At 59.5% G+C, this 22,175-nt stretch carries 15 protein-coding genes; 14 read left to right on the forward strand and 1 reads right to left on the reverse strand.

The genetic code is table 11. From position 1 onward, the window contains the following. Positions 1 to 63 precede the first annotated feature (63 nt). Both KGA97_RS05450 and KGA97_RS05455 read left to right on the forward strand, forming a co-directional pair. The gene (locus tag KGA97_RS05450) at positions 64 to 1,059 is read left to right on the forward strand and encodes a hypothetical protein (protein WP_223435526.1); all 996 of its coding nucleotides are present in this window, start codon (positions 64 to 66) and stop codon (positions 1,057 to 1,059) included. A gap of 93 nt (positions 1,060 to 1,152) precedes the next feature. Beyond that, positions 1,153 to 5,922: an RHS repeat domain-containing protein gene (locus tag KGA97_RS05455; RefSeq protein ID WP_223480338.1), complete on the forward strand. Its 4,770-nt coding sequence runs from the start codon at positions 1,153 to 1,155 to the stop codon at positions 5,920 to 5,922. A 39-nt stretch (positions 5,923 to 5,961) separates the two neighbouring features. Here the strand turns inward: KGA97_RS05455 and queG are convergent, their stop codons facing one another. Further along, entirely contained in the window at positions 5,962 to 7,032 is a 1,071-nt protein-coding gene (gene queG / locus KGA97_RS05460; protein WP_223480339.1) for a tRNA epoxyqueuosine(34) reductase QueG, read from the reverse strand. A gap of 63 nt (positions 7,033 to 7,095) precedes the next feature. Between queG and KGA97_RS05465 the strand changes: the two genes are divergently transcribed. The 12 genes from KGA97_RS05465 to KGA97_RS05520 all read left to right on the forward strand — a co-directional run bounded on the left by KGA97_RS05465 (position 7,096) and on the right by KGA97_RS05520 (position 22,100). Beyond that, on the forward strand, positions 7,096 to 8,595 hold the full coding sequence (locus KGA97_RS05465; protein ID WP_223480340.1) for an NAD(P)H-hydrate dehydratase: 1,500 nt from the start codon (positions 7,096 to 7,098) through the stop codon (positions 8,593 to 8,595). Next, positions 8,583 to 9,053: a tRNA (adenosine(37)-N6)-threonylcarbamoyltransferase complex ATPase subunit type 1 TsaE gene (tsaE, locus tag KGA97_RS05470; RefSeq protein ID WP_008035315.1), complete on the forward strand. Its 471-nt coding sequence runs from the start codon at positions 8,583 to 8,585 to the stop codon at positions 9,051 to 9,053. Before KGA97_RS05465 ends, tsaE begins: the two co-directional genes overlap by 13 nt. Positions 9,054 to 9,101: 48 nt before the next feature. Next, positions 9,102 to 10,481 carry an N-acetylmuramoyl-L-alanine amidase gene (locus KGA97_RS05475; protein ID WP_404943243.1) on the forward strand — a complete coding sequence of 460 codons (1,380 nt, stop codon included), beginning with the start codon at positions 9,102 to 9,104 and terminating at the stop codon, positions 10,479 to 10,481. Beyond that, positions 10,478 to 12,388 carry a DNA mismatch repair endonuclease MutL gene (gene mutL, locus KGA97_RS05480; protein ID WP_008035318.1) on the forward strand — a complete coding sequence of 637 codons (1,911 nt, stop codon included), beginning with the start codon at positions 10,478 to 10,480 and terminating at the stop codon, positions 12,386 to 12,388. Before KGA97_RS05475 ends, mutL begins: the two co-directional genes overlap by 4 nt. Next, a complete protein-coding gene (miaA, locus tag KGA97_RS05485) occupies positions 12,388 to 13,359 on the forward strand; it encodes a tRNA (adenosine(37)-N6)-dimethylallyltransferase MiaA (protein WP_207284797.1) in 972 nt (323 codons plus the stop codon). The genes mutL and miaA overlap by 1 nt, the downstream gene beginning before the upstream one ends. Before the next feature lie 94 nt (positions 13,360 to 13,453). Then, positions 13,454 to 13,714 carry an RNA chaperone Hfq gene (hfq, locus tag KGA97_RS05490; RefSeq protein WP_007902656.1) on the forward strand — a complete coding sequence of 87 codons (261 nt, stop codon included), beginning with the start codon at positions 13,454 to 13,456 and terminating at the stop codon, positions 13,712 to 13,714. A 12-nt stretch (positions 13,715 to 13,726) separates the two neighbouring features. Then, positions 13,727 to 15,028, forward strand: coding sequence for a ribosome rescue GTPase HflX (hflX, locus tag KGA97_RS05495; RefSeq protein ID WP_008035321.1), 1,302 nt, complete (start codon positions 13,727 to 13,729; stop codon positions 15,026 to 15,028). Between the two features lie 96 nt (positions 15,029 to 15,124). After that, positions 15,125 to 16,297, forward strand: coding sequence for an FtsH protease activity modulator HflK (gene hflK, locus KGA97_RS05500; RefSeq protein WP_008035322.1), 1,173 nt, complete (start codon positions 15,125 to 15,127; stop codon positions 16,295 to 16,297). After that, positions 16,297 to 17,166, forward strand: a complete 870-nt coding sequence (gene hflC, locus KGA97_RS05505) for a protease modulator HflC (protein WP_008035323.1) — start codon at positions 16,297 to 16,299, stop codon at positions 17,164 to 17,166. The genes hflK and hflC overlap by 1 nt, the downstream gene beginning before the upstream one ends. 316 nt (positions 17,167 to 17,482) lie before the next feature. Further along, positions 17,483 to 18,670: an ATP phosphoribosyltransferase regulatory subunit gene (locus tag KGA97_RS05510; protein WP_008035324.1), complete on the forward strand. Its 1,188-nt coding sequence runs from the start codon at positions 17,483 to 17,485 to the stop codon at positions 18,668 to 18,670. 55 nt (positions 18,671 to 18,725) lie between these two features. Continuing rightward, positions 18,726 to 20,015 carry an adenylosuccinate synthase gene (locus tag KGA97_RS05515; protein ID WP_008035326.1) on the forward strand — a complete coding sequence of 430 codons (1,290 nt, stop codon included), beginning with the start codon at positions 18,726 to 18,728 and terminating at the stop codon, positions 20,013 to 20,015. A 150-nt stretch (positions 20,016 to 20,165) separates the two neighbouring features. Further along, positions 20,166 to 22,100 carry a methyl-accepting chemotaxis protein gene (locus tag KGA97_RS05520; protein WP_223480341.1) on the forward strand — a complete coding sequence of 645 codons (1,935 nt, stop codon included), beginning with the start codon at positions 20,166 to 20,168 and terminating at the stop codon, positions 22,098 to 22,100. Positions 22,101 to 22,175: the final 75 nt, after the last annotated feature.

The following is a 22,175-nucleotide window of genomic DNA, read 5'->3' on the forward strand; positions in this document are numbered from 1 at the left end:
TTTCTTGTTATTAATCGGTGATACGACCCGTTGAATCGATTAATAACCAGCAAGGAATGCGTCATGAGTAATGTTCAAGGCTTGACTGCTTCGGTAGAAAGTAACAAACCATCCATATCCGGATTATCAAGACTGGAGGTCCGCTTCGAAGCCCCCGGTGTCGAATCAAAAAAAGTGTATGCCAATGGGCGGATGCAAGTTCGCGTCTGGGTGTTCGTCGAAGCGGTAGATGAAAATGGTGATGCAGTTGAAATCGACCTTTCCCCGCTTCAATTCTCCGCAAAGCTGATTCATTTCCACAATGGCCAGCCATTGGAAGGTGAGTCGTATCAAAATCTGCCACTGGCTGGTTGGAATGCCAGTCGTTACGAAAACGGGTACACCCATGACGTGCCCGGAGGTGTTCAATCCGGTAGCGCAGGGAGCAGCAGCGGAACGCCCGTAGAGTTCTGGGTTTCATCGGCAATCGACGGGCAAGCTCAAATCGCTGCTGAAGTGACAGTGCAGGGCAAGGTTTACCGAAGCAATAACACCCTGAATCCGGATGGCCGGAAGATTTCCAGAAGTGTTGTGATTCATGCGGAAAAAAGCCCTGATTATGGCGTAGAGCAATTTACGTGGCAGTCGCATGAACTCCGCGGATCGTTTGAGGGCGATCTATTGTTTCGATACAACTTGGGGCTGTATCCAGGCGGCAAGCAAGTAAAACTGCTGCGTTGGGAAAGTCGTCAGTACGAAGTCGGTGGTACCTACCCTGTTTTATTCTGTGATACAGGCTTGATTCTGGGGCGGGATGCGCCGAGGTCCTTCGTGGGTGTCATTGCTCCTTCTCGGGCAACAGAGTTGGATGTCTATGTTTCTGAGTGGCGAAAGGTTGAAGTAAATCAGCGTTCGGGGGAGTTGGCAGTTATAAAAGGTGTGCCTCCGCAGTATGTTTACACTAATCAAGTGAGAGTTGAATCTTTTCACTTTGTCGCTTTCGATGAGTTCGGTAATACGCACAATTTATCGATTGAAATCGATATTCCTAATGATGAGTTTGTATTGAGAAGAGGCTGAGAATCAATTGGGTCAAAGCTTTGATCAAGACATGTGCGTAGCTGATGTGCTGCGTGATGATTCAATATTCATGAGTTTTAGGGGTATCTGATAATGACAGTCAGTGAAGTGGCGAACGTCTATTCCAATGCGTTTAATTTTGATGAGTTTCTCTCCGGCGGGGTCGACCCCCGTACCGGTATTTACACCTGTTCGTTGATGTTGGGTGACATCAAGTCCGCAGACTTGAACGGTCCTTCTTTGCCAATCAGCTTGTCCTACAGCCCACTCAACAGTATCGACAGCGGTTTCGGCAGCGGTTGGTCGATGGCAATGACCCGTTACGACGCGGGCAATGAAATACTCGGTTTGTCCGGTGGCGGAAGTTTCAAGACGAAGCAGACAGCCGCCCACCTGGTCTTCGATGAGTTGAAACTTGAGACGCTCAAGGTTGAACGGTCTGGGCCAGGGCGTTTTGACGTCATCCATAAAAATGGTGTGCGTGAAGAGCTGAAGATCTTTGAGGGCAGCGATGTAGCGGTGCCGATGAGGATCGTTGGCGCCAATGGCGCTGCCATCACGCTCGACTACACCGCCATCAACGGGCAACCGGCGCTGGTGGCTGTGAAGGACACACAACGTACGTTGCTGAGCATTTCCCGTACCAGGGGCAAGGTTACGCTGACGCAATACCCCGGCACTGAATGTGAAGCCAGCTTTGTGTTGTCGCTCGCTAACAACGCGGTGGCTTCCATTGATTTGCCCGTAGGCGGGTCCTGGTTTCTGACCTATGAGCCTTTCGGCAATCTCCAGTGCCTGACCCAGGTCGATTCGCCGCTAGGAGCGCGAGAGATCATCGGGTATCAGGAAGCGGGGCATCAATTCCCGCCTGGTTCGCCGATTCGCTCCATGCCTTATGTGATCTCCCACACCGTGTACCCACGGCAGAATCAGCCCGGGATCACAAAAAATTATGAGTTCTCGCAGAAAAATTTTCAGGGCTTCGATGACGACGGCAGACGGTGGTCCCCGGACGGTGACACGCTCTACAAGAGCTCGTTGGGCTATGAGTATTCTTCGACCGAAAAACTGATGGCGGGTACGAAGGTCCACAGCTCCACGGTGCGCACCTACAACAAATATCATCTGCTGGTTTCGCAGGTGACAACCTGTCAGCAGATGATCACCACCCGGTCCACGGTGTACCACATCGATTCGAGCAAGAGCTTTCTCGAGCAACCTGCGCAGTTTCGATTGCCCAAAGTCCAGACGTTACGCTACGAAAACCGCACCGCCGGGACATCGCGCGAAGAGCTTACCCACACCGAATTCGATGGGGCAGGCAACCTGCTCAAACAGGTCGGACCAGATGGCGTCACGACCCTGTCCGAATTTTATCCCGCTGCCGGAGCGGAGGGATGCCCTGCCGACCCATTGGGATTTGTCCGGTTCGAGAAGCAGAGAACCATCATCCCGGCATCACAAGCATCGGATAAACCAAGCGCCGCCTCGACGGTGATGCGTTATCGCTATGCCTTGCACGCCTCGTTGCAAGGTTCGCCGGTGACCGCCGTGCTGCCTGTCGAGGAGAGCTTTTATGAGCTGAGCGCAGACGCTGAAATTCTGCGTTCGAAAACACAACGGGTTTACGTCAATCAGCCTGATGACCCGCTGCGCCATGGCTTGCTGCAAAAACAAACCGTCACGCAGAACGCCTTGGCGACGGTTACCGAGTTTTCCTATGTGCTCGACAACAACCGGCTTGAAATTCAGAGCACCCTCAAGGGTTTCGATGGCACCGTTAAAACCGCGGCTCAGACACTCTCATCGCTCAACGGCATGAAGCTGGGCGAGCGCGGCGAAGACCAGGGAGCGGTTGCCTACACGTTCGACGCCATTGGCCGGCCCCTGAGCGAAACGTTTTCGCCGGGCACGGCCAACGCCGCCACCCGCCGCATGGTTTATCAGGCGGCCAGCAATAAAGCACCGGCGACGATGCTCACGACGGATGTGGCCGGCGTTCAGCAAAAAGTCGTGTACGACGGCCTCGGGCGCGTCGTCGCAGTCGAAGAGCAGGATTGCGATAACCCGGACGAAGCGGCCAGGACCCAGTTGCTCGTTATCTATACAGCGCGCCACGATGCGCTGGGGCAGTTAGTGGAGCAAACGCATTCTGACTGGTGGGATGGGGTTGCGAGACCGGTCAAGACCGGGTTTGTCTACGATGGCTGGGGACAGGTCAAGACCACGCTTCACGCTGACGGGCGCAAGGAGCATTGCACAATCGACCCTGTGGCCCGCACTGAAAGCCGCTGGCTTGAGGGCATGGGCAAGTCTGTCACCGGCCTCAATGTTTTCGGCAGGCCTGATCGTATCGAGTCGTTCAATATTGCGGGTGAAACCCAAGGCGCAATCGTTCATGGCTATGACGGCATCGGCCGAGCCATCAGCCAGACCGATCCTGTCGGCAACACCACCACCTATGAGTACGACGTGTTCAATCGGTTGCGGCGCAGCGTCTTGCCCGACGGGAACACCGTGCAGACCGACTACGCGCTGCACAGCCAGGCGTCGCTTGCCACTGAAGTGAAAGTGGCGGACCAAAGTCTTGGGCGGCAGACATTCGATGGCTTGGGCCGCTTGAGCGAAAGCACCGTGGGTGGACGCGCGGTCACTGCGGGCTACGCGGCAGGATTCACGCAACCGATCTGGCAGAAAAGCGCCAGCGGTGAAAAAGTCGAGTTCGTTTATGCGCGCGATTTCGGCGGGCGCGTGATGCAGCGCAAGGCGACCGGACTCGAGGCCGAATTTACCTACAATCCGCTGCATGGGCAGCCAACCCGTTGTGTCGAGCAGGGGCGGGAAACGCGTTTCGAATATCACCCTTCCGGACGCCTGAAAAGTGAAACCACTGTGCACGCGGGCGTGGACCGGACGGCGTCGTACACGTATACGTTCGGTGGCCGGCCTCTGACCTGCGTCGATGTACTCGGTCAGACGCACAAGACGGAGTACGACGAATGGGGGCGGGCAAAGTCGTTTGAGCAGAATTCGCTCAAGGCCGACTTTATCTACAACGCCGTGGGCCTGCTGGAGCGAGTCGACTCGCAGGATACGCAGGCCAAGCGTTCCATGACGACCCGCCTGATCTACGACGATCAGGGGCGAGAAATTTCGCGCAGCTTTGAGGTCAAGGGCGCTGCTACTCAGACCCTGAAATCGAGTTACGACCTCGCTGGCAAGCTGACGCAGAAAGTGCTGGGCATCGGTGAAGACGTGCTGCGCGACGAACGCTTCGACTACGACGCCCGAGGTCGACTGGGCAGCTACACCTGTAGCGGAACGCTGCGGCCACGCGATCCCTTTGGCAAAGACATTATCAAGCAGACCTACGTTTACGATGCGCTGGATAACATCGTCAGCCTGCAAAACGATTTTCCCGGTGGCAGCAACACCACGACCTTCACCTACAGCGCTGTCGATCCCACGCAACTGATCGAGGTTCAGCACTCTCACGCGGATTATCCGTCGCCGGTTACGCTGCAATATGACGCCAACGGCCAGATGATCCAGGACGATCAGGCTCGTACGCTGAGCTACGACGCACTGGGGCGATTGACGCAAATCGCTGCGGCATCCGGGGCGGTGATGCGCGGCTATCACTACGATGCGCGCGATCGCCTGGTCGAGCTGTCACAACCCGGCGGGCCGGGGGCCCAGCGCTTCTACCATGACGGGCGGGTGATCAACGAGATCAGCGGTGCTGACCGTCGTACCTGTGGGCGCCAGTCCGGTTTATTGCTGGGGGAACAGCAGCAGGGCGCGGCCACCGGATTGACGCTGTTTGGCACAGACCTGCAGCAAAGCGTTTTGATCGCCGAGTCCGGTGCACAGCGCGACGAAGTTGCCTACAGCCCCTACGGATATCGTCCTGCCGAAGGCGGGATATTCAGTCAGGCAGGATTCAGCGGTGAGCAGCTTGATCCGTTGACCGGGCTCTATTTGCTGGGCAATGGTTACCGGGCCTACAGCCCGACGTTGATGCGTTTCCTCAGTCCGGACAGCTTGAGCCCGTTTGGCGCGGGTGGATTGAACCCATACGCTTACTGCCTGGGCGATCCGATCAATCGGGTTGATCCGACCGGGCATGTTTCCTGGCAATCTGCCTTGGGCGTTGGCCTTTCGTTGTTCAGTATCGCGACAAGCATCCTGACCTTTGGCGCAACCACGCCGCTGGCGGTCGCGAGCCTGACGTTGGCGCTGGCTTCCGGGATCGCCGGCATTGCGAGTGAGATTGCCCATGAAGTGATGCCGCAATCAGAGCTGGGGGACGTCCTCGGCTACGTGAGCCTGGGGTTGGGGTTGGCGTCTTTTGCGGCTGGGGCAGGGGCGGCCGCTCAGGGCGCCGGCAAGGTCGCGGGAGCGTTCCGGTCAGGTTTGAGCGGTGATGCGCAAGGGGCGGCCAAGGCGATGGCCAGCGGGACGGGCGGAAGTCGCTCTGGAGCCGGATCATCCCCCCCGCCTGCGGGAGCAGCGTCTTTAAGATGGAAGATCAAGTTTTACAACTCACAGCGCGGCGTTCCTGGTTTTGACACGCTGACAGACGACGGCAAGAAGAAATACTTTTTGTTCAAGAACGCTATTAATGATGAGGGGATATCGCCGGTCGAGGCAGCAGCGCGGCTAGGCAGCAGTACTTTCTATAACGAAATGGTGCCGTTTAGATCCCCAAACGCCAGACAGCTTCTCGAGCCGGGATACTTCAATTTCACCGGCGAAACCGAGATCAGGCTTAGTGGGGCCAAACGTCTGTTTTTTTACGCAAATAGAGACAAGCGATGGGTGACATTGTATTGGATCGGCCATACAAAAAAAGGAAGTTGAGGCCGAGGTGAGCATACGCGTCGTGAGTGGGTGGCGAGATCAGGCGTTGCGCAGTTCATGCTGACGCAATGCCCACTCCACATGCTCTCTCACCAACTCCGAGGGGTATTCCCTTCGCGCCTTCAATGCTTCCAGCACCGGAATCGTTGAAGGCGCATTCCCCAGGCCCACCGCCAGATTCCGCAACCAGCGCTCATAACCCGCCCGACGCAGCGGCGAGCCTTCGGTGCTGCTCAGAAACCGGTCTTCATCCCACATGAACAGCTCAGCCAGTTCAGCGTTGTCGAGGTTGTGCCGTGGCTTGAAGTCGCTTTCGCCGGACGGACGGGCAAAACGGTTCCACGGGCAGACGATCTGGCAGTCATCGCAGCCGAACACCCGATTGCCGATCAATGGCCGCAGATCCTCGGGGATCGCGCTTTTCAGTTCGATGGTCAGGTAGGAAATGCAGCGCCGGGCGTCTAGGACATAAGGGCCAACAAAGGCGTTGGTCGGGCAGATGTCGAGGCACGCGGTGCAGCGGCCGCAATGTTCGGTGGCGTGCGGAGGATCTTCCGGCAACGGCAGATCGACAAAGAGTTCACTGAGAAAAAAGTAACTGCCGGCCTTGCGATTCAAGACCAGCGTGTTTTTGCCGATCCATCCAAGGCCGGCCTTTTCGGCGATGGCTTTTTCCAGCACCGGTGCACTGTCGACAAATGCGCGGTAGCCGAACGGGCCGATGACCGCCTGAATCTTTTCTGCCAGTTGTTGCACGCGTTTACGGATCAACTTGTGGTAATCGCGGCCCAAGGCATAACGCGACACGTAGGCTTTTTCCGGTAGTGCCAGCAATTGCGCCATTTGGGTGTCGCCCGGCAGGTAATCCATGCGCAGGGACACCACCCGAAGCGTGCCGGGCACCAGCTCTTCCGGGTGTGAGCGTTTGCTGCCATGGGCGCCCATGTAGTCCATTTCGCCGTGGTAACCGGCTTCGAGCCAGCGCGCCAGGTGCTGCTCATGCTCGGCCAGATCCAGGCCGCTGATGCCTACTTGCTGAAAGCCCAGCTCGCGGCCCCAGTCCTTGATGGATTGGGCGAGGGCGGGCAGGTCTGTGGTAATAGCGGGCATGAGGCGAGAGAAACCGGAGCTGAGGTGCGTATAATTCTGCCAGACATCGGAGCCCGAAGACGCATGCCGCACACTAAAGATGATTTACCCGACGTGCTGTACAGCGCCGCGCAAGTGCGAGCGCTCGATGCGAGCCTGATTGCGGCCGGTACGCCGGGCTTCGAATTGATGCAGCGGGCGGCGCGGGCGACCTGGCGTGCGTTGGTCCGGCACTGGCCGACGGCCAACGAACTGACGGTGGCCGCTGGCCACGGCAACAACGCCGGTGACGGTTATCTGGTTGCGGTGTTGGCCAAGCGCGCCGGCTGGCATGTGCGCGTGCTGGCGGTCGGTGATCCCCAGCGTTTGCAAGGCGATGCTGCCTTGGCCCACGCCGAGGCCCTGTCCGAAGGCGTCGCCGTTCAAGCCTGGAGTGCACAGTCGGAGTTGCGTGGCGTTGTACTGGACGCCTTGCTCGGCACCGGCCTGACAGGCAAGGTGCGCGAGCCTTACGCCAGTGTCATCGCGGCGATCAATGCCAGCGGCCTGGCGGTTGCGGCGGTGGATATTCCGTCGGGCCTTTGTGCGGATACGGGAAGCGTGCTCGGTGCGGCTGTCCGGGCGGACCTGACCGTGACCTTCATTGGTTTGAAACTGGGCCTGTTCACAGGGGAGGCGGCGGACGTGGTGGGCGAGTGGGGCTTTAATGATCTGCAAGCTTCGCCTGAGTCTTTGAGCGGGATCGCCATCAGTGCTCATCGTCTGACGGCCGGTAACTTGCCGCGTCTGGCGGGGCGTGCGCCGACCGCCCATAAAGGCAAATTCGGCCATGTCTTGCTGATTGGCGGTGATCGCGGTTTCGGCGGTGCCATTTTGCTGAGTGCACAAAGTGCGCTGCGCGGTGGCGCGGGCATGGTGTCGGTGGCCACTCGCAGCGAGCACGTGCCAGCCGCACTGGCCAGAATTCCCGAGGCGATGGTGCTGGGCACTTCGTCGGCGAATCAGCTGATGGGTTTGCTGCAAAAGGTTTCCGTGCTGGTGGTCGGTCCGGGCTTGGGGCAGGCTTCGTGGGGACGCAGTCTGCTGTCGGCGGCGGCCAATGCGCCGCTTCCACAAGTCTGGGACGCCGATGCGTTGAATATGCTGGCTGACGAACTCGTGAGCCTGCCCAAGGACTGCGTGATCACGCCGCATCCGGGGGAGGCGGCACGGTTGCTCGGGATCAGTACCGCTGAGGTTCAGGCCGACCGTCCGTCCGCTGCTCACGCATTGAGCAAAAAATATACAGCTGTAGTGATTCTGAAAGGCGCCGGCAGCCTTATTGCCAGTCCCGACGGGCGCCTGGCGGTGTGTCATCAAGGCCATCCGGCCATGGCCGCTGCCGGTCTGGGCGATGTGCTGGCCGGTCTGGTCGGCGCGTTGCTGGCCCAGGGCATGGACGCGTTCGATGCGGCCTGCCTCGCCGTCTGGCTGCACGCCAATGCCGGCGCGCAACAAGGTAAATCGGGCCGTGGGCTGGCGGCCAGTGATCTGATTCCAGCCATTCGTCAGTTGTTGGAGGAGCAAGCACCGTGTCTGAAGTAACCCTGTACCTGGCTGATGAAGAAGCGATGACCGCGTTTGGCGCCCGCATCGCGAAAACCACCGAAGGGCACGGTCTGATATTTCTGGAAGGGGATCTGGGGGCGGGGAAAACCACGTTGTCCCGCGGCATCATCCGGGGGTTGGGGCATGAGGGCGCGGTAAAAAGTCCGACGTTCACCCTGGTCGAGCCCTACGAGATTGGCGACATCCGCGCCTTCCATTTCGATCTCTATCGTTTGGTCGACCCTGAAGAACTGGAGTACCTCGGCATCCGCGACTATTTCGAAGACGATGCCTTGTGCCTGATCGAGTGGCCCGATAAAGGTGCAGGCTTTTTGCCAAAGCCCGACCTGACCATTACCATTAGCCCGCAAGACAGCGGGCGTTCGCTGAAAATTTTGTCCCAGGGCTCGCGTGGCGAGTCGTGGTGTGCCGCTTTGGCATTGGAAATCAATTAAATGATGGGGTCAGGTATGCGCTTTCGCGCGATGGTAGCTGCCGTAGGGATGTTGTTTTTGGCGGTGACCGTCGACGCTGTGGCCGAAACGAAGGTCAACAGCGTCCGTCTGTGGCGGGCGCCGGACAACACACGGTTGGTGTTCGACCTGACCGGGCCGGTGCAACACAGCGTTTTTACCCTGACAGCTCCGGACCGACTGGTGATCGACATCAATGGCGCGACCCTCGGTGCGCCGTTGAACGTCTCCACCGCCAACACCCCGATCACCGCCATGCGCTCGGCCCAACGCACGCCGACCGACCTGCGGGTGGTCATCGACCTGAAAAAAGCCGTCACGCCGAAGAGCTTCACCCTGGCGCCGAACGCCCAGTACGGCAACCGCCTGGTGGTCGATCTGTTCGATAACGCCGCCGACGCCGCGCCGATTCCTGCGCCGACCAACGTCGCGACCGTCGCGCCGGTACCGGTCACCCCGGTCGATCCCCCGGTCAAGCTGCCGCCCGCCCCGGCCGGCAAGCGCGACATTATTGTCGTGATCGACGCAGGTCACGGCGGCGAAGACCCGGGCGCCTCTGGCTCTCGTGGTCAGCGTGAAAAAGACGTGGTGCTGGCGATCGCTCGCGAATTGCAGCGCCAGGTCAACGGCATGAAAGGCTTCCGCGCCGAACTGACTCGCACGGGCGACTACTTCATTCCGTTGCGTGGCCGTACCGAAATCGCCCGCAAGAAGGGCGCCGACCTGTTCGTTTCGATCCACGCCGATGCCGCGCCTTCGGCTGCTGCGTTCGGTGCCTCGGTGTTCGCCCTGTCTGATCGCGGCGCCACGTCGGAAACTGCCCGTTGGCTGGCCGACAGTGAAAACCGCTCCGACTTGATCGGTGGTGCCGGCAACGTCAGCCTCGACGACAAGGACCGCATGCTCGCAGGCGTGCTGCTCGACTTGTCGATGACCGCCTCGCTGACGTCCAGCCTGAACGTCGGTCAGAAGGTTTTGAGCAACATTGGCCGCGTCACGCCGCTGCATAAGCAGCGCGTGGAACAAGCCGGGTTCATGGTGTTGAAGTCGCCGGACATCCCGTCGATCCTGGTGGAAACCGGGTTCATCTCCAATGCCAACGAAGCCTCGAAACTCGCGGCGTCCAGCCACCAGCAAGCGCTGGCTCGCTCGATCAGCAGCGGCGTACGCCAGTTCTTCCAGCAGAATCCGCCACCGGGCACTTACATCGCCTGGCTGCGCGATTCCGGGAAAATCGCCCAGGGGCCGCGTGATCACCGGGTGAACCCGGGTGAAACCCTGGCGATGATCGCTGTGCGTTATCAGGTGTCCCCGGCCACCTTGCGCAGCGCCAACAACCTGAAAACCGACGAGCTGAAAATCGGTCAGACCCTGACCATTCCCGGCACCGAACTGGCATCCAAAGAATGAATCAGGCCGTGATCAACAGCGCTCGCATTGAGCTGCTCAGCCCGCGACTGGCGAACCAGATTGCCGCCGGCGAGGTGGTCGAGCGCCCGGCTTCGGTGATCAAGGAGCTGCTGGAAAACAGCCTCGATTCCGGCGCCAAGCGCATTGACGTCGATGTCGAGCAGGGCGGCGTCAAGCTGCTGCGGGTGCGCGACGATGGCAGCGGCATTTCTGCCGATGACCTGCCGCTGGCCCTGGCCCGTCACGCCACCAGCAAGATCCGCAACCTGGAAGACCTTGAGCAGGTGATGAGCCTCGGGTTCCGTGGTGAGGCACTCGCCTCGATCAGCTCCGTGGCGCGCTTGACCCTGACCTCCCGCACCCGCGATGCCGATCAGGCCTGGCAGGTCGAAACCGAAGGCCGGGACATGGCGCCCCGCGTGCAGCCAGCCGCTCATCCGGTGGGCACCTCCGTGGAAGTGCGGGATCTGTTCTTCAACACCCCGGCGCGGCGCAAGTTTCTCAAAACCGAAAAAACCGAATTCGATCACCTGCAAGAAGTGATCAAGCGTCTGGCCCTGGCGCGCTTCGACGTGGCGTTCCACCTGCGCCACAACGGCAAAACCATCCTCAGCCTGCATGAAGCCCATGACGACGCGGCCCGCGCCCGGCGTGTGGCGGCGATCTGCGGCTCGGGGTTCCTGGAGCAGGCGCTGCCGATCGAAATCGAGCGCAACGGCCTGCATTTGTGGGGCTGGGTGGGCTTGCCGACCTTCAACCGCAGCCAGGCGGACTTGCAGTACTTCTTCGTCAACGGCCGCGCCGTTCGCGACAAACTGGTGGCCCACGCGGTGCGCCAGGCCTATCGCGACGTGCTGTTCAATGGTCGGCACCCGACTTTCGTGCTGTTTTTCGAAGTCGATCCGGCCGGTGTCGACGTCAACGTGCACCCGACCAAACACGAAGTGCGCTTCCGTGACGGGCGCATGGTCCACGATTTCCTCTATGGCACCTTGCACCGTGCCTTGGGCGATGTGCGACCGGATGATCATCTGGCGGCACCGGTGGCGACCGCCATCGTTCGTCCGAGCGGCCTCGAGGCCGGTGAATTCGGTCCGCAAGGCGAAATGCGCCTGGCGGCCAATGCGCTGCTGGAGCAGCCTCAAGCGCAACCGTCGTTCAACACGCCGGCGGGCTCGGGCGCTGGTGCCGGTTATCAGTATCAATACACGCCGCGTCCTCAGTCCGGCGTGCCTGCGGCTGAAGCCCAGGCGGCTTACCGTGAATTTTTTGCGCCGCTGCCGGAAGCCAATGCTGTCGCGCTGCCGGCCGGTCAGGACGATATTCCACCGTTGGGTTACGCATTGGCGCAACTCAAGGGTATCTACATCCTTTCGGAAAACGCCCAAGGCCTGGTATTGGTGGACATGCACGCCGCCCACGAGCGGATCATGTACGAACGCCTGAAAGTCGCCATGGCCAGCGAAGGCCTGAGCGGTCAGCCGCTGTTGGTTCCGGAATCGTTGGCGGTGAGCGAGCGCGAAGGCGATTGCGCCGAAGAAAACGTCGCGTGGTTCCAGCGTCTGGGCTTTGAGTTGCAGCGTCTCGGCCCGGAAACACTGGCCATTCGACAGATTCCGGCCTTGCTCAAGCAGGCGGAAGCCAATCGATTGGTTAGCGACGTGCTGGCGGATCTGATGGAATATGGCACCAGTGACCGGATTCAGGCGCACCTGAACGAATTGCTTGGCACCATGGCCTGCCACGGCGCGATTCGGGCGAATCGGCGTCTGGCCCTGCCGGAAATGAACGGTCTGCTGCGTGACATGGAAAACACCGAGCGCAGCGGTCAATGCAACCATGGCCGACCGACCTGGACCCAATTGGGCCTGGACGATCTGGACAAACTGTTCCTGCGCGGTCGTTGATGAGCCAGCTCCCTCCTGCGATTTTCCTGATGGGCCCGACCGCAGCGGGCAAGACCGACCTGGCCATCGAGCTGACCAAAGTCCTGCCTTGCGAGCTGATCAGCGTCGATTCGGCGCTGGTCTATCGCGGCATGGACATCGGCACCGCCAAGCCCTCGAAAGAGATTCTGGCCGAATTTCCCCATCGTCTGATCGATATTCTTGACCCGGCAGAGAGCTATTCCGCCGCAGATTTCCGCCGTGACGCCCTCGAAGCGATGGCCGACATCACCGCGCGGGGCAAAATTCCGCTGCTGGTGGGCGGCACAATGCTCTATTACAAGGCTTTGGTCGAAGGCCTGGCGGACATGCCAGCGGCCGATCCTGAAGTGCGCGCGCAGATCGAAGATGAAGCTGCACGCCTTGGCTGGCAAGCCCTGCACGACCAATTGGCGATCATCGACCCGGAATCGGCAGCGCGTATTCACCCGAACGATCCGCAGCGACTCAGTCGAGCGCTGGAAGTTTATCGTGTCAGCGGTCAGAGCATGACCGAGCTTAGACTGAGACAATCTGCGCAAAGTACTGAAGCAGCCGCTTCGGGACTGCAACAATTGCCCTATACTGTCGCGAACTTGGCCATTGCTCCGGCAAATCGTCAGGTACTGCACGAGCGAATTAAACAAAGATTCACTTTAATGTTGGAACAGGGATTCATCGACGAGGTCGTAGCCCTGCGTAAGCGAAGTGACCTGCATTCCGGGTTGCCGTCTATACGTGCAGTAGGCTACCGACAAGTCTGGGACTACCTGGATGGCAAGCTGACGCAAGCCGAGATGCAGGAGCGTGGAATCATTGCCACGCGCCAATTGGCGAAACGTCAGTTCACCTGGCTGCGCAGTTGGGCTGATTTACACTGGTTGGACAGCCTGGATTGCGACAATCTGCCGCGCGCCTTGAAATACCTGGGGACCATCTCCATATTGAGCTGAGTCCTTGCAATTGCCGTCTATCCTTGGGGGTGTGACGGCCACAAGCCATCTGTTTACCTATTTTTTATATTGAATCCTTAAAGGAGTGCGGCACATGTCAAAAGGGCATTCGCTACAAGACCCTTACTTGAATACTTTACGTAAAGAGAAAGTTGGGGTGTCCATCTACCTGGTCAACGGGATCAAACTGCAAGGCACGATCGAGTCTTTCGACCAGTTCGTTATCCTGCTGAAGAACACCGTCAGCCAGATGGTTTACAAACACGCTATCTCTACAGTGGTGCCGGTTCGTCCAATTCGTCTGCCTAGCGCAACCGAATCCGAAGCAGGCGACGCTGAGCCAGGTAACGCCTGATAGGAGTCTCCTTTGTTCTTTGAGCGCCACGGTGGTGGTGAGCGAGTGATCCTCGTTCACTTGGATGGACAGGACCCTGAGGCGCGCGAAGATCCGCAGGAGTTTCAGGAATTGGCTAATTCGGCCGGCGCCGAGACCGTTGCGTTTTTTAACGTGCCGCGTCATCGGCCAACCGCCAAATTCCTGATCGGTAGCGGCAAGGTCGAGGAACTGCGCGACCTGGTCCATGCCGAAGAAGCCGATCTGGTGATCTTCAATCACACGCTTACGCCCAGTCAGGAACGTAACCTCGAACGTGTTTTCGAGTGTCGCGTGATCGACCGCACCGGTCTGATTCTCGATATTTTCGCCCAGCGCGCCCGTACCCATGAAGGCAAGCTCCAGGTAGAACTGGCCCAGCTTGACCACATGAGCACCCGGCTGGTTCGTGGCTGGACTCACCTTGAGCGTCAAGGTGGCGGTATCGGCATGCGTGGCCCGGGTGAAACCCAGCTGGAGACCGACCGTCGCTTGCTGCGGGTTCGCCTGCGACAGATCAAGGGCCGCCTGGAAAAAGTGCGCAGCCAGCGCGAACAGTCGCGACGTGGCCGTACGCGTGCGGATATCCCTACCGTGTCTTTGGTGGGGTATACCAACGCCGGCAAATCCACGCTCTTCAATAACGTGACGAAATCCGACGTGTACGCGGCTGACCAGTTGTTTGCCACGCTGGACCCGACCTTGCGCCGTCTGGAACTGGCCGACCTGGGGCCGATTGTCCTGGCCGACACCGTGGGTTTCATTCGTCACTTGCCCCACAAGCTGGTCGAGGCATTTCGGTCTACGCTCGAAGAGTCGAGCAACTCCGACCTGTTGTTGCACGTGATCGATGCGGCCGAACCGGATCGCATGTTGCAGATCGAGCAGGTGATGGTGGTGCTGGGCGAGATTGGTGCCCAGGACTTGCCGATCCTCGAGGTCTATAACAAACTCGATTTGCTTGAAGGCGTTGAGCCACAGATCCAGCGCGACGAAAGCGGCAAGCCTCAACGGGTCTGGTTGTCGGCGCGTGATGGCAGTGGTCTGGAATTGCTCGAACAAGCCATTGCCGAGTTGCTGGGCAGTGAGATGTTTATCGGTACCTTGCGCTTGCCGCAACGATTCGCTCGACTGCGTGCGCAGTTCTTCGAACTCGGGGCGGTACAGAAAGAAGAACACGACGAAGAAGGTGTCAGCTTGCTGGCCGTTCGATTGCCACGCTCGGAGCTCAATCGGCTGGTCAGCCGTGAAGGCGTTGTGCCGACAGAGTTCATCGAACAACACACTTTGCAATAAAAGCCTGAGAAAGCGGTTGTGCCGCGGTGACAGGCATTCTGTAGCATTGGTCGGCGCGCCGTGGGTGCGTCTTTGCTTTATCAGATGGAGAGCGCTATGGCTTGGAATGAGCCGGGTGGCAACTCGAATAATCAGGATCCTTGGGGTGGCAAGCGTCGCAATAACGGCGACCGCAAGGGACCACCGGATCTCGACGAGGCCTTCCGAAAGCTGCAGGAAAGCCTGAATGGGTTGTTCGGTGGTGGTAAGAAACGCGGTGATGACGGCGGTGGTCCGGGCAAGAGTGGCGGCTTTGGCGGCCTGCTCGGCATCGGCCTGGTCGTGTTGGCGGCCGTTTGGCTGTACAGCGCGGTCTATGTAGTCGACGAGCAGGAGCAAGCCGTGGTGCTGCGCTTCGGCAAGTACTACGAAACCGTCGGCCCGGGTCTGAACATCTATTTCCCGCCGATCGATCGCAAGTACCTGGAAAACGTCACGCGTGAGCGTGCGTACACCAAGCAGGGTCAAATGCTGACTGAAGACGAAAACATCGTCGAAGTACCGCTGACCGTGCAGTACAAGATCAGCAACCTGCAGGACTTCGTGCTGAGCGTCGATCAGCCGGAAATCAGCCTGCAGCACGCGACCGAAAGTGCCCTGCGCCATGTGGTGGGTTCCACCGCGATGGACCAGGTGCTGACCGAAGGTCGTGAATTGATGGCCAGCGAGATCAAGGAGCGTCTGCAACGCTTCATGGATACCTATCGCACCGGCATCACCGTCACCCAGGTCAACGTACAGAGCGCAGCGGCACCGCGTGAAGTGCAGGAAGCCTTCGATGACGTGATCCGCGCTCGTGAAGATGAGCAGCGTTCGCGCAACCAGGCTGAAACCTATGCCAACGGCGTCGTGCCGGAAGCCCGTGGTCAGGCCCAGCGCATCATCGAAGATGCCAACGGTTACCGTGACGAAACTGTCTCGCGCGCCAAGGGTGAGGCCGATCGCTTCACCAAACTGGTCGCCGAGTACCGCAAGGCACCTGAAGTCACCCGCCAGCGTCTGTACCTGGACACCATGCAGGAAGTCTTCAGCAGCACCAGCAAGGTTCTCGTGACCGGCAACAAGAATGGCCAGAGCAATCTGCTGTACTTGCCGCTGGACAAGATGGTCGAAAGTGGTCGCAACACCAGCACTTCGGTGACCGGTGCGGCAGCCACCAGCAATGAAGCGAATGCACGTGCGGCAGCTGATCTGCAGCAACAGCCTGCACGTACCAGGGAGAGTCGCTGATGAGCAATAAATCGCTGATCGCCCTTATTGTCGGCGTCGTCGTGGCGATCGCAGCCTGGAACTGCTTCTACATCGTGGCTCAGACCGAGCGTGCGGTGTTGCTGCAGTTCGGTCGCGTGGTTCAGACCGATGTTCAGCCGGGCCTGCATGTGAAAGTGCCTTACGTTAACCAGGTGCGCAAGTTCGACTCGCGCCTGATGACGCTGGATGCGCCGACACAACGCTTCCTGACGCTGGAAAAGAAAGCAGTCATGGTCGATGCCTACGCCAAGTGGCGCGTGAAGGACGCTGAGCGTTACTACACCGCGACTTCCGGCCTCAAGCAGATTGCTGACGAGCGTCTTTCCCGTCGTCTGGAATCGGGCCTGCGTGACCAGTTTGGTAAGCGCACGCTGCACGAAGTGGTGTCGGGTGAGCGCGATGCGCTGATGACCGATATCACCGCTTCGCTGAACAAGATGGCGGAAAAAGAGCTGGGCATCGAAGTGGTCGATGTTCGGGTCAAGGCCATCGATCTGCCGAAAGAAGTAAACCGCAGTGTGTTCGAGCGTATGAGCTCCGAGCGTGAGCGTGAAGCTCGCGAGCACCGCGCCAAGGGTAACGAACTGGCAGAAGGCATTCGTGCCGACGCCGATCGTCAACGCCGCGTGCTGCTGGCTGAAGCCTATCGTGAATCCGAAGAGGTTCGCGGTGATGGTGATGCCCAGGCCGCTGCGATCTACTCCAAGGCCTACGGCCAGGATCAGGAGTTCTACGGTTTCTACCGTAGCCTGCGTGCCTACCGTGAAAGCTTCGCGAACAAATCCGACGTCATGGTCCTGGACCCAAGCAGCGACTTCTTCCGTTACCTGGAAAAAGCCAAGCCTTGATACGACGTTGACCTGAATCATCCCCCGCCTGGCGGCTAAAGCCTCGGGCGGGGTGATCCTTTGGGAAAACGTGTGTATGATGCGGCAGCCGGGAAATTCCCGGCTTTTTTGCGTCTGCACGTTTGATTGCTGTTGTTTATGCAGGCGCCCGAGTTGAATGACTCGACAGGTTTTTCGAGGAAAGTGATTGGCGAAGCTTATTTTCAGGCTTTTCGCCGCGTTGTTTATGGGGGGCTTGTAAACAAAGCCGATCATTTTCTGCTTCACTCAAGGCTCGCCCATAGGCTTGCCGCCCGGACCATAGGGGAATGGCGTAATGGCAACGGTAGACCGCTGGCTGCTGCCAGATGGCATCGAAGAAGTACTGCCACCGGAAGCGGCGCGCATTGAAGTCGCGCGTCGTCAGGTGTTGGATCTGTTCCAGAGCTGGGGTTACGAGTTTGTCGTGACTCCCCATATCGAGTACCTGGAATCCTTGCTGACCGGCGCGGGCCAGGACCTCGATCTGCGTACCTTCAAGGTCATCGACCCGCAATCGGGCCGGCAGATGGGTTTCCGTGCCGACATCACGCCGCAAGTGGCGCGCATCGATGCGCATACCCTGCGTCGCGAAGGTCCGAGCCGTCTGTGCTATGCCGGCAGCGTGCTGCACGCTCAGCCACGTGCCTTGTCGTCCTCGCGCAGCCCGATTCAACTGGGCGCCGAGTTGTACGGCGATGCCAGCCCGAGCAGCGACGTGGAGGTCATCAGCCTGATGCTGGCCATGCTGCAACTGGCCGACGTGCCGGAAGTGCACATGGACCTCGGTCATGTCGGCATCTACCGTGGCCTGGCCCGCGCGGCCGGCTTGTCCGGTGAAGTTGAACAACAGTTGTTCGATGCGTTGCAACGCAAGGCCATCGACGAGGTCATTACCTTGACCGAAGGTTTGCCTGCCGATCTGTCGGGCATGCTGCGTGCGTTGGTCGATCTGTGTGGCGGCCGTGAAGTGTTGAGCGCTGCTCGCGAGCGTCTGGCGAATGCGCCGGCGCCGGTTTTGGCAGCACTGGACGATTTGCTGGCGATTGCCGAGCGTTTGTCCGTGCGTTTCCCGGAACTGCCGCTGTATTTCGATCTGGGCGAGTTGCGCGGCTATCACTACCACACCGGTGTGGTGTTCGCGGTGTTCGTGCCGGGCGTTGGTCAGTCCATCGCTCAGGGCGGTCGTTACGATGACATCGGCGCTGACTTCGGTCGCGCTCGTCCGGCAACCGGTTTCTCTACCGATTTGAAAACCCTGGTGACCCTGGGGCGTGCTGAAATCGAGCTACCGTCTGGCGGTATCTGGATGCCTGACAGTACGGATGCAGCACTCTGGCAGCAGGTTTGCCAGTTGCGCAGTGAGGGTCAGCGTGTCGTTCAGGCATTGCCTGGGCAACCTTTGGCCGCCGCCCGTGAAGCGGACTGCGACCGGCAATTGATTCAGCAGAACGGGCTTTGGCAAGTATCGCCACTGGCTTCTTGAGTTTTCCTGCCGGCCCTTGGCCGGCACCAAGTTTGCGCGAATGAGGACAAGTGTTATGGGTAAGAATGTCGTAGTCCTGGGCACCCAATGGGGTGATGAGGGCAAAGGCAAGATCGTTGATCTGCTGACCGAACATGCTGCCGCCGTAGTGCGCTACCAGGGTGGCCACAACGCTGGTCATACCTTGGTGATCGATGGCGAAAAAACCGTCTTGCACCTGATCCCGTCGGGCGTGCTGCGCGAAGGCGTGCAGTGCCTGATCGGCAACGGCGTGGTGGTTGCCCCCGACGCTCTGCTGCGGGAAATCATCAAGCTGGAAGAGAAAGGCGTACCGGTGCGTGAGCGTCTGCGTATCAGCCCGTCCTGCCCGCTGATCCTGTCCTTCCACGTTGCGCTGGACCAGGCCCGTGAAAAGGCCCGTGGCGAGCTGAAGATCGGTACGACCGGTCGCGGCATCGGCCCGGCCTACGAAGACAAGGTTGCGCGTCGTGGCCTGCGTGTCGGCGACCTGCTCAACATGCCGCGCTTTGAAGACAAGCTGCGTGAACTGGTGGATTACCACAACTTCATGCTGGTGGGTTACTACAAAGAGCCGGCCATCGAGTTCGAAAAGACCCTGGCTGAATGCAAAGAATACGCTGAGCTGCTCAAGCCGCTGATGCTGGACGTGACGGCCGAGCTGCACGACCTGCGTCGCGCCGGCAAAGACATCATGTTTGAAGGCGCCCAAGGTTCGTTGCTGGACATCGACCACGGTACCTACCCGTACGTGACCAGCTCTAACACCACCGCTGGCGGCGTTGCTACCGGTTCGGGTGTTGGCCCGATGTTCCTCGACTACATCCTGGGCATCACCAAGGCTTACACCACGCGTGTAGGTTCGGGTCCGTTCCCGACTGAACTGTTCGACGAAGTCGGTGCGCACCTGGCCAAACAAGGTCACGAGTTCGGTGCGACTACTGGCCGTGCTCGTCGTTGTGGCTGGTTTGACGCTGTTATCCTGCGTCGCGCTATCGATGTGAACAGCATCTCGGGCATCTGCCTGACCAAGCTGGACGTACTCGACGGTCTGGAAACCATCAACATCTGCGTCGGCTACAAAGATGCCGAAGGTAACGCTGTTGCCCCGACTGACGCTGACAGCTACGTGGGTCTGCAGCCTGTGTACGAAGAAGTGCCGGGCTGGACCGAGTCGACCGTGGGTGCCAAAGCCCTGGAAGAGCTGCCAGCTAACGCACGCGCCTACATCAAACGCGTCGAAGAGCTGATCGGTGCGCCGATCGACATTATTTCGACGGGCCCGGACCGCAACGAAACCATCGTTCTGCGTCACCCGTTCGCTTAATAAGTCGTTGATGTAAAAAACAAAGGGCCCTTAATCGGGCCCTTTGTCGTTTATGCCTGTTGGACGGCATGACCTTTGCTGTGATCTTCATTAAGAGCGCGTCTTCTGGCGTGCCATCAATTTAATGGCGTCAATGCAGAGGGATATCAAGTGTCGGCGGTTCTCTCATTGTTACAAAGCCGTCTATTGCGGCCTGTGTTCGTTACCCTTGGTATCGCCCTTTTGGTGCAGGTGCTGGTGGCTGTTGCTCTGACGCGGAGCACGGTGACTGCGCTGGAAGCTGATTTAGGTGTGCGCCTGGGTGCCGACAGTCAAAAACTTTCCGGCGAGCTGGAGCAGGCGGGACGCGAAGTCACGTCGAGCCTCGACAACCTCTCCACCAGCACGCGTCAGCGCCTCACGGCCGGTTTGTCCTCGCGGCTGAAGGACGAGCAGGTGCAGCTGCGTGCGACCCTGGAAAAGGACCTGAAGGACTCCGCCAATGATATGGCGCAGCTTCTTGCTTCCGTCGCGCCCCGCGCCATGTGGGACAGTGACGTTCCCACCCTGTCCGAATTCGCCCGCCGGGCTCAGCGCAATCCCAACGTGTTGTTCGTGATCTATGACGACGCAACGGGGCAGCACCTGACGCGCTACCTCAACCGCGAAAACCCGATCAACAAGGCTCTTCTGGAGAAAGGCCAAGGCGAGCGCGCGCTGGATAAAGTGCTGGATGCGGCTAAAAACGATCCATCGGTCTACTACGTCGAAGCCTCGATCAACCCTAATGGCGTGGAAATCGGCAAAGTCTTGATGGGCGTCTCCACTGCCTCGGTGGAAACCGATCTGGTGGAGCTGGACAAGCGTTTCTCGGCACTGATCTCCAGTAGTGATCAACTGGTCGGCGACAGTCTCAAGGGCGCGGCGGCTGATAGCGCCACGGCGATGCGGGCGCGTCTGACGTCTGCTCAGTCCACCGCCTCGGAAATGAAAGCCAACACCACCAGCACCGTGCAGGAAGCCGCGGCGACCTTACGCTGGCGCATCGGTATGGGCCTGGCACTGGTCGGTTGCGGTGTGCTGCTGTTGCTGGCGGTCGTTTTGGGTCGGCGTGTAGTCAATCGCTTGAAGCTGCTGATTGCCGCGATGGACGACCTGGCGGCGGGCGAGGGCGACCTGACCAAGCGCGTGCAGATCAACAGCAAGGACGAAATCGGCGACATGGCCTCGGCGGTCAATCGCTTTGTGGATAAGTTGCAGCCGATCGTGCGCGAAGCGGGCGATGTGGCCCAGCGTACCGGCGTGGAAATCGGCGCCATGACCCTGCGTAACGCCGGTGCCGATGCGGCGGCGGGCATGCAGCGTGACGAAGTGGCCGAAAGTTTGCGCGCCTTGTCGCAAATGGCTGATGAGGCCCAATCTGAAAGCCACGCAATGCAGGCAGCCTTGAAGCAAGTGGTGGATATCCGTTCGGCCACCGATGAAAACACCCGGACCTCGGCGAAGGTCGGCAGCCTGATCGAAGCGTTGGCTGGGCAAGTCGATACCGGCGCGAAAGTCATCGAGCGACTGGCGCAGCAAAGTGAGCAGATTGAAGTGGTGCTGACCGTGATTCACGGGATCGCCGAGCAAACCAACCTGCTGGCGCTGAACGCTGCCATTGAAGCGGCGCGTGCCGGTGAGACCGGTCGCGGCTTTGCCGTAGTGGCGGACGAAGTGCGGGCGCTGGCGAGCAAGACCCAGAGTTCCACGGGCGACATTCAGGCGCACATCGTGGCGTTGCAGCAAGGTGCGCGTGAGGCGGTGGAAGTGATCGGCCAGGCCGGGCGTCAGGCCAGCGAGGGTTTGCTGGTGTTGCGTGACAGTGCGCAGTTGCAGCAATCGGTGCAGGTGTCGGTCGAGCAGGTGCATGCGGCGATTGGTCTGGCGACGCAAGCGGCGGCCCATCAGGCGCAAGGTGCGCAAGCGGTGCGGGGTCGGGTTGAAACCATTCATGCGCAGGCTGAGAAGGCGGCTCAGGCGGTGGTGGAAACCACGGCCAGCGGCAAGGTGCTGGATGGCCTGGCGGCGCAGTTGAAGGCGAGCCTGGGGCAGTTCAGGGCTTAAGATTTGTATTGGCGGGTCTGACGCCTTCGCGGGCAAGCCTCGCTCCTACAAGGGTTGTGTAACCCCCTGTAGGAG

This window comes from Pseudomonas sp. BF-B-15 (assembly GCF_019946675.1).
GTDB classification, from domain to species: Bacteria; Pseudomonadota; Gammaproteobacteria; order Pseudomonadales; family Pseudomonadaceae; genus Aquipseudomonas; species Aquipseudomonas migulae.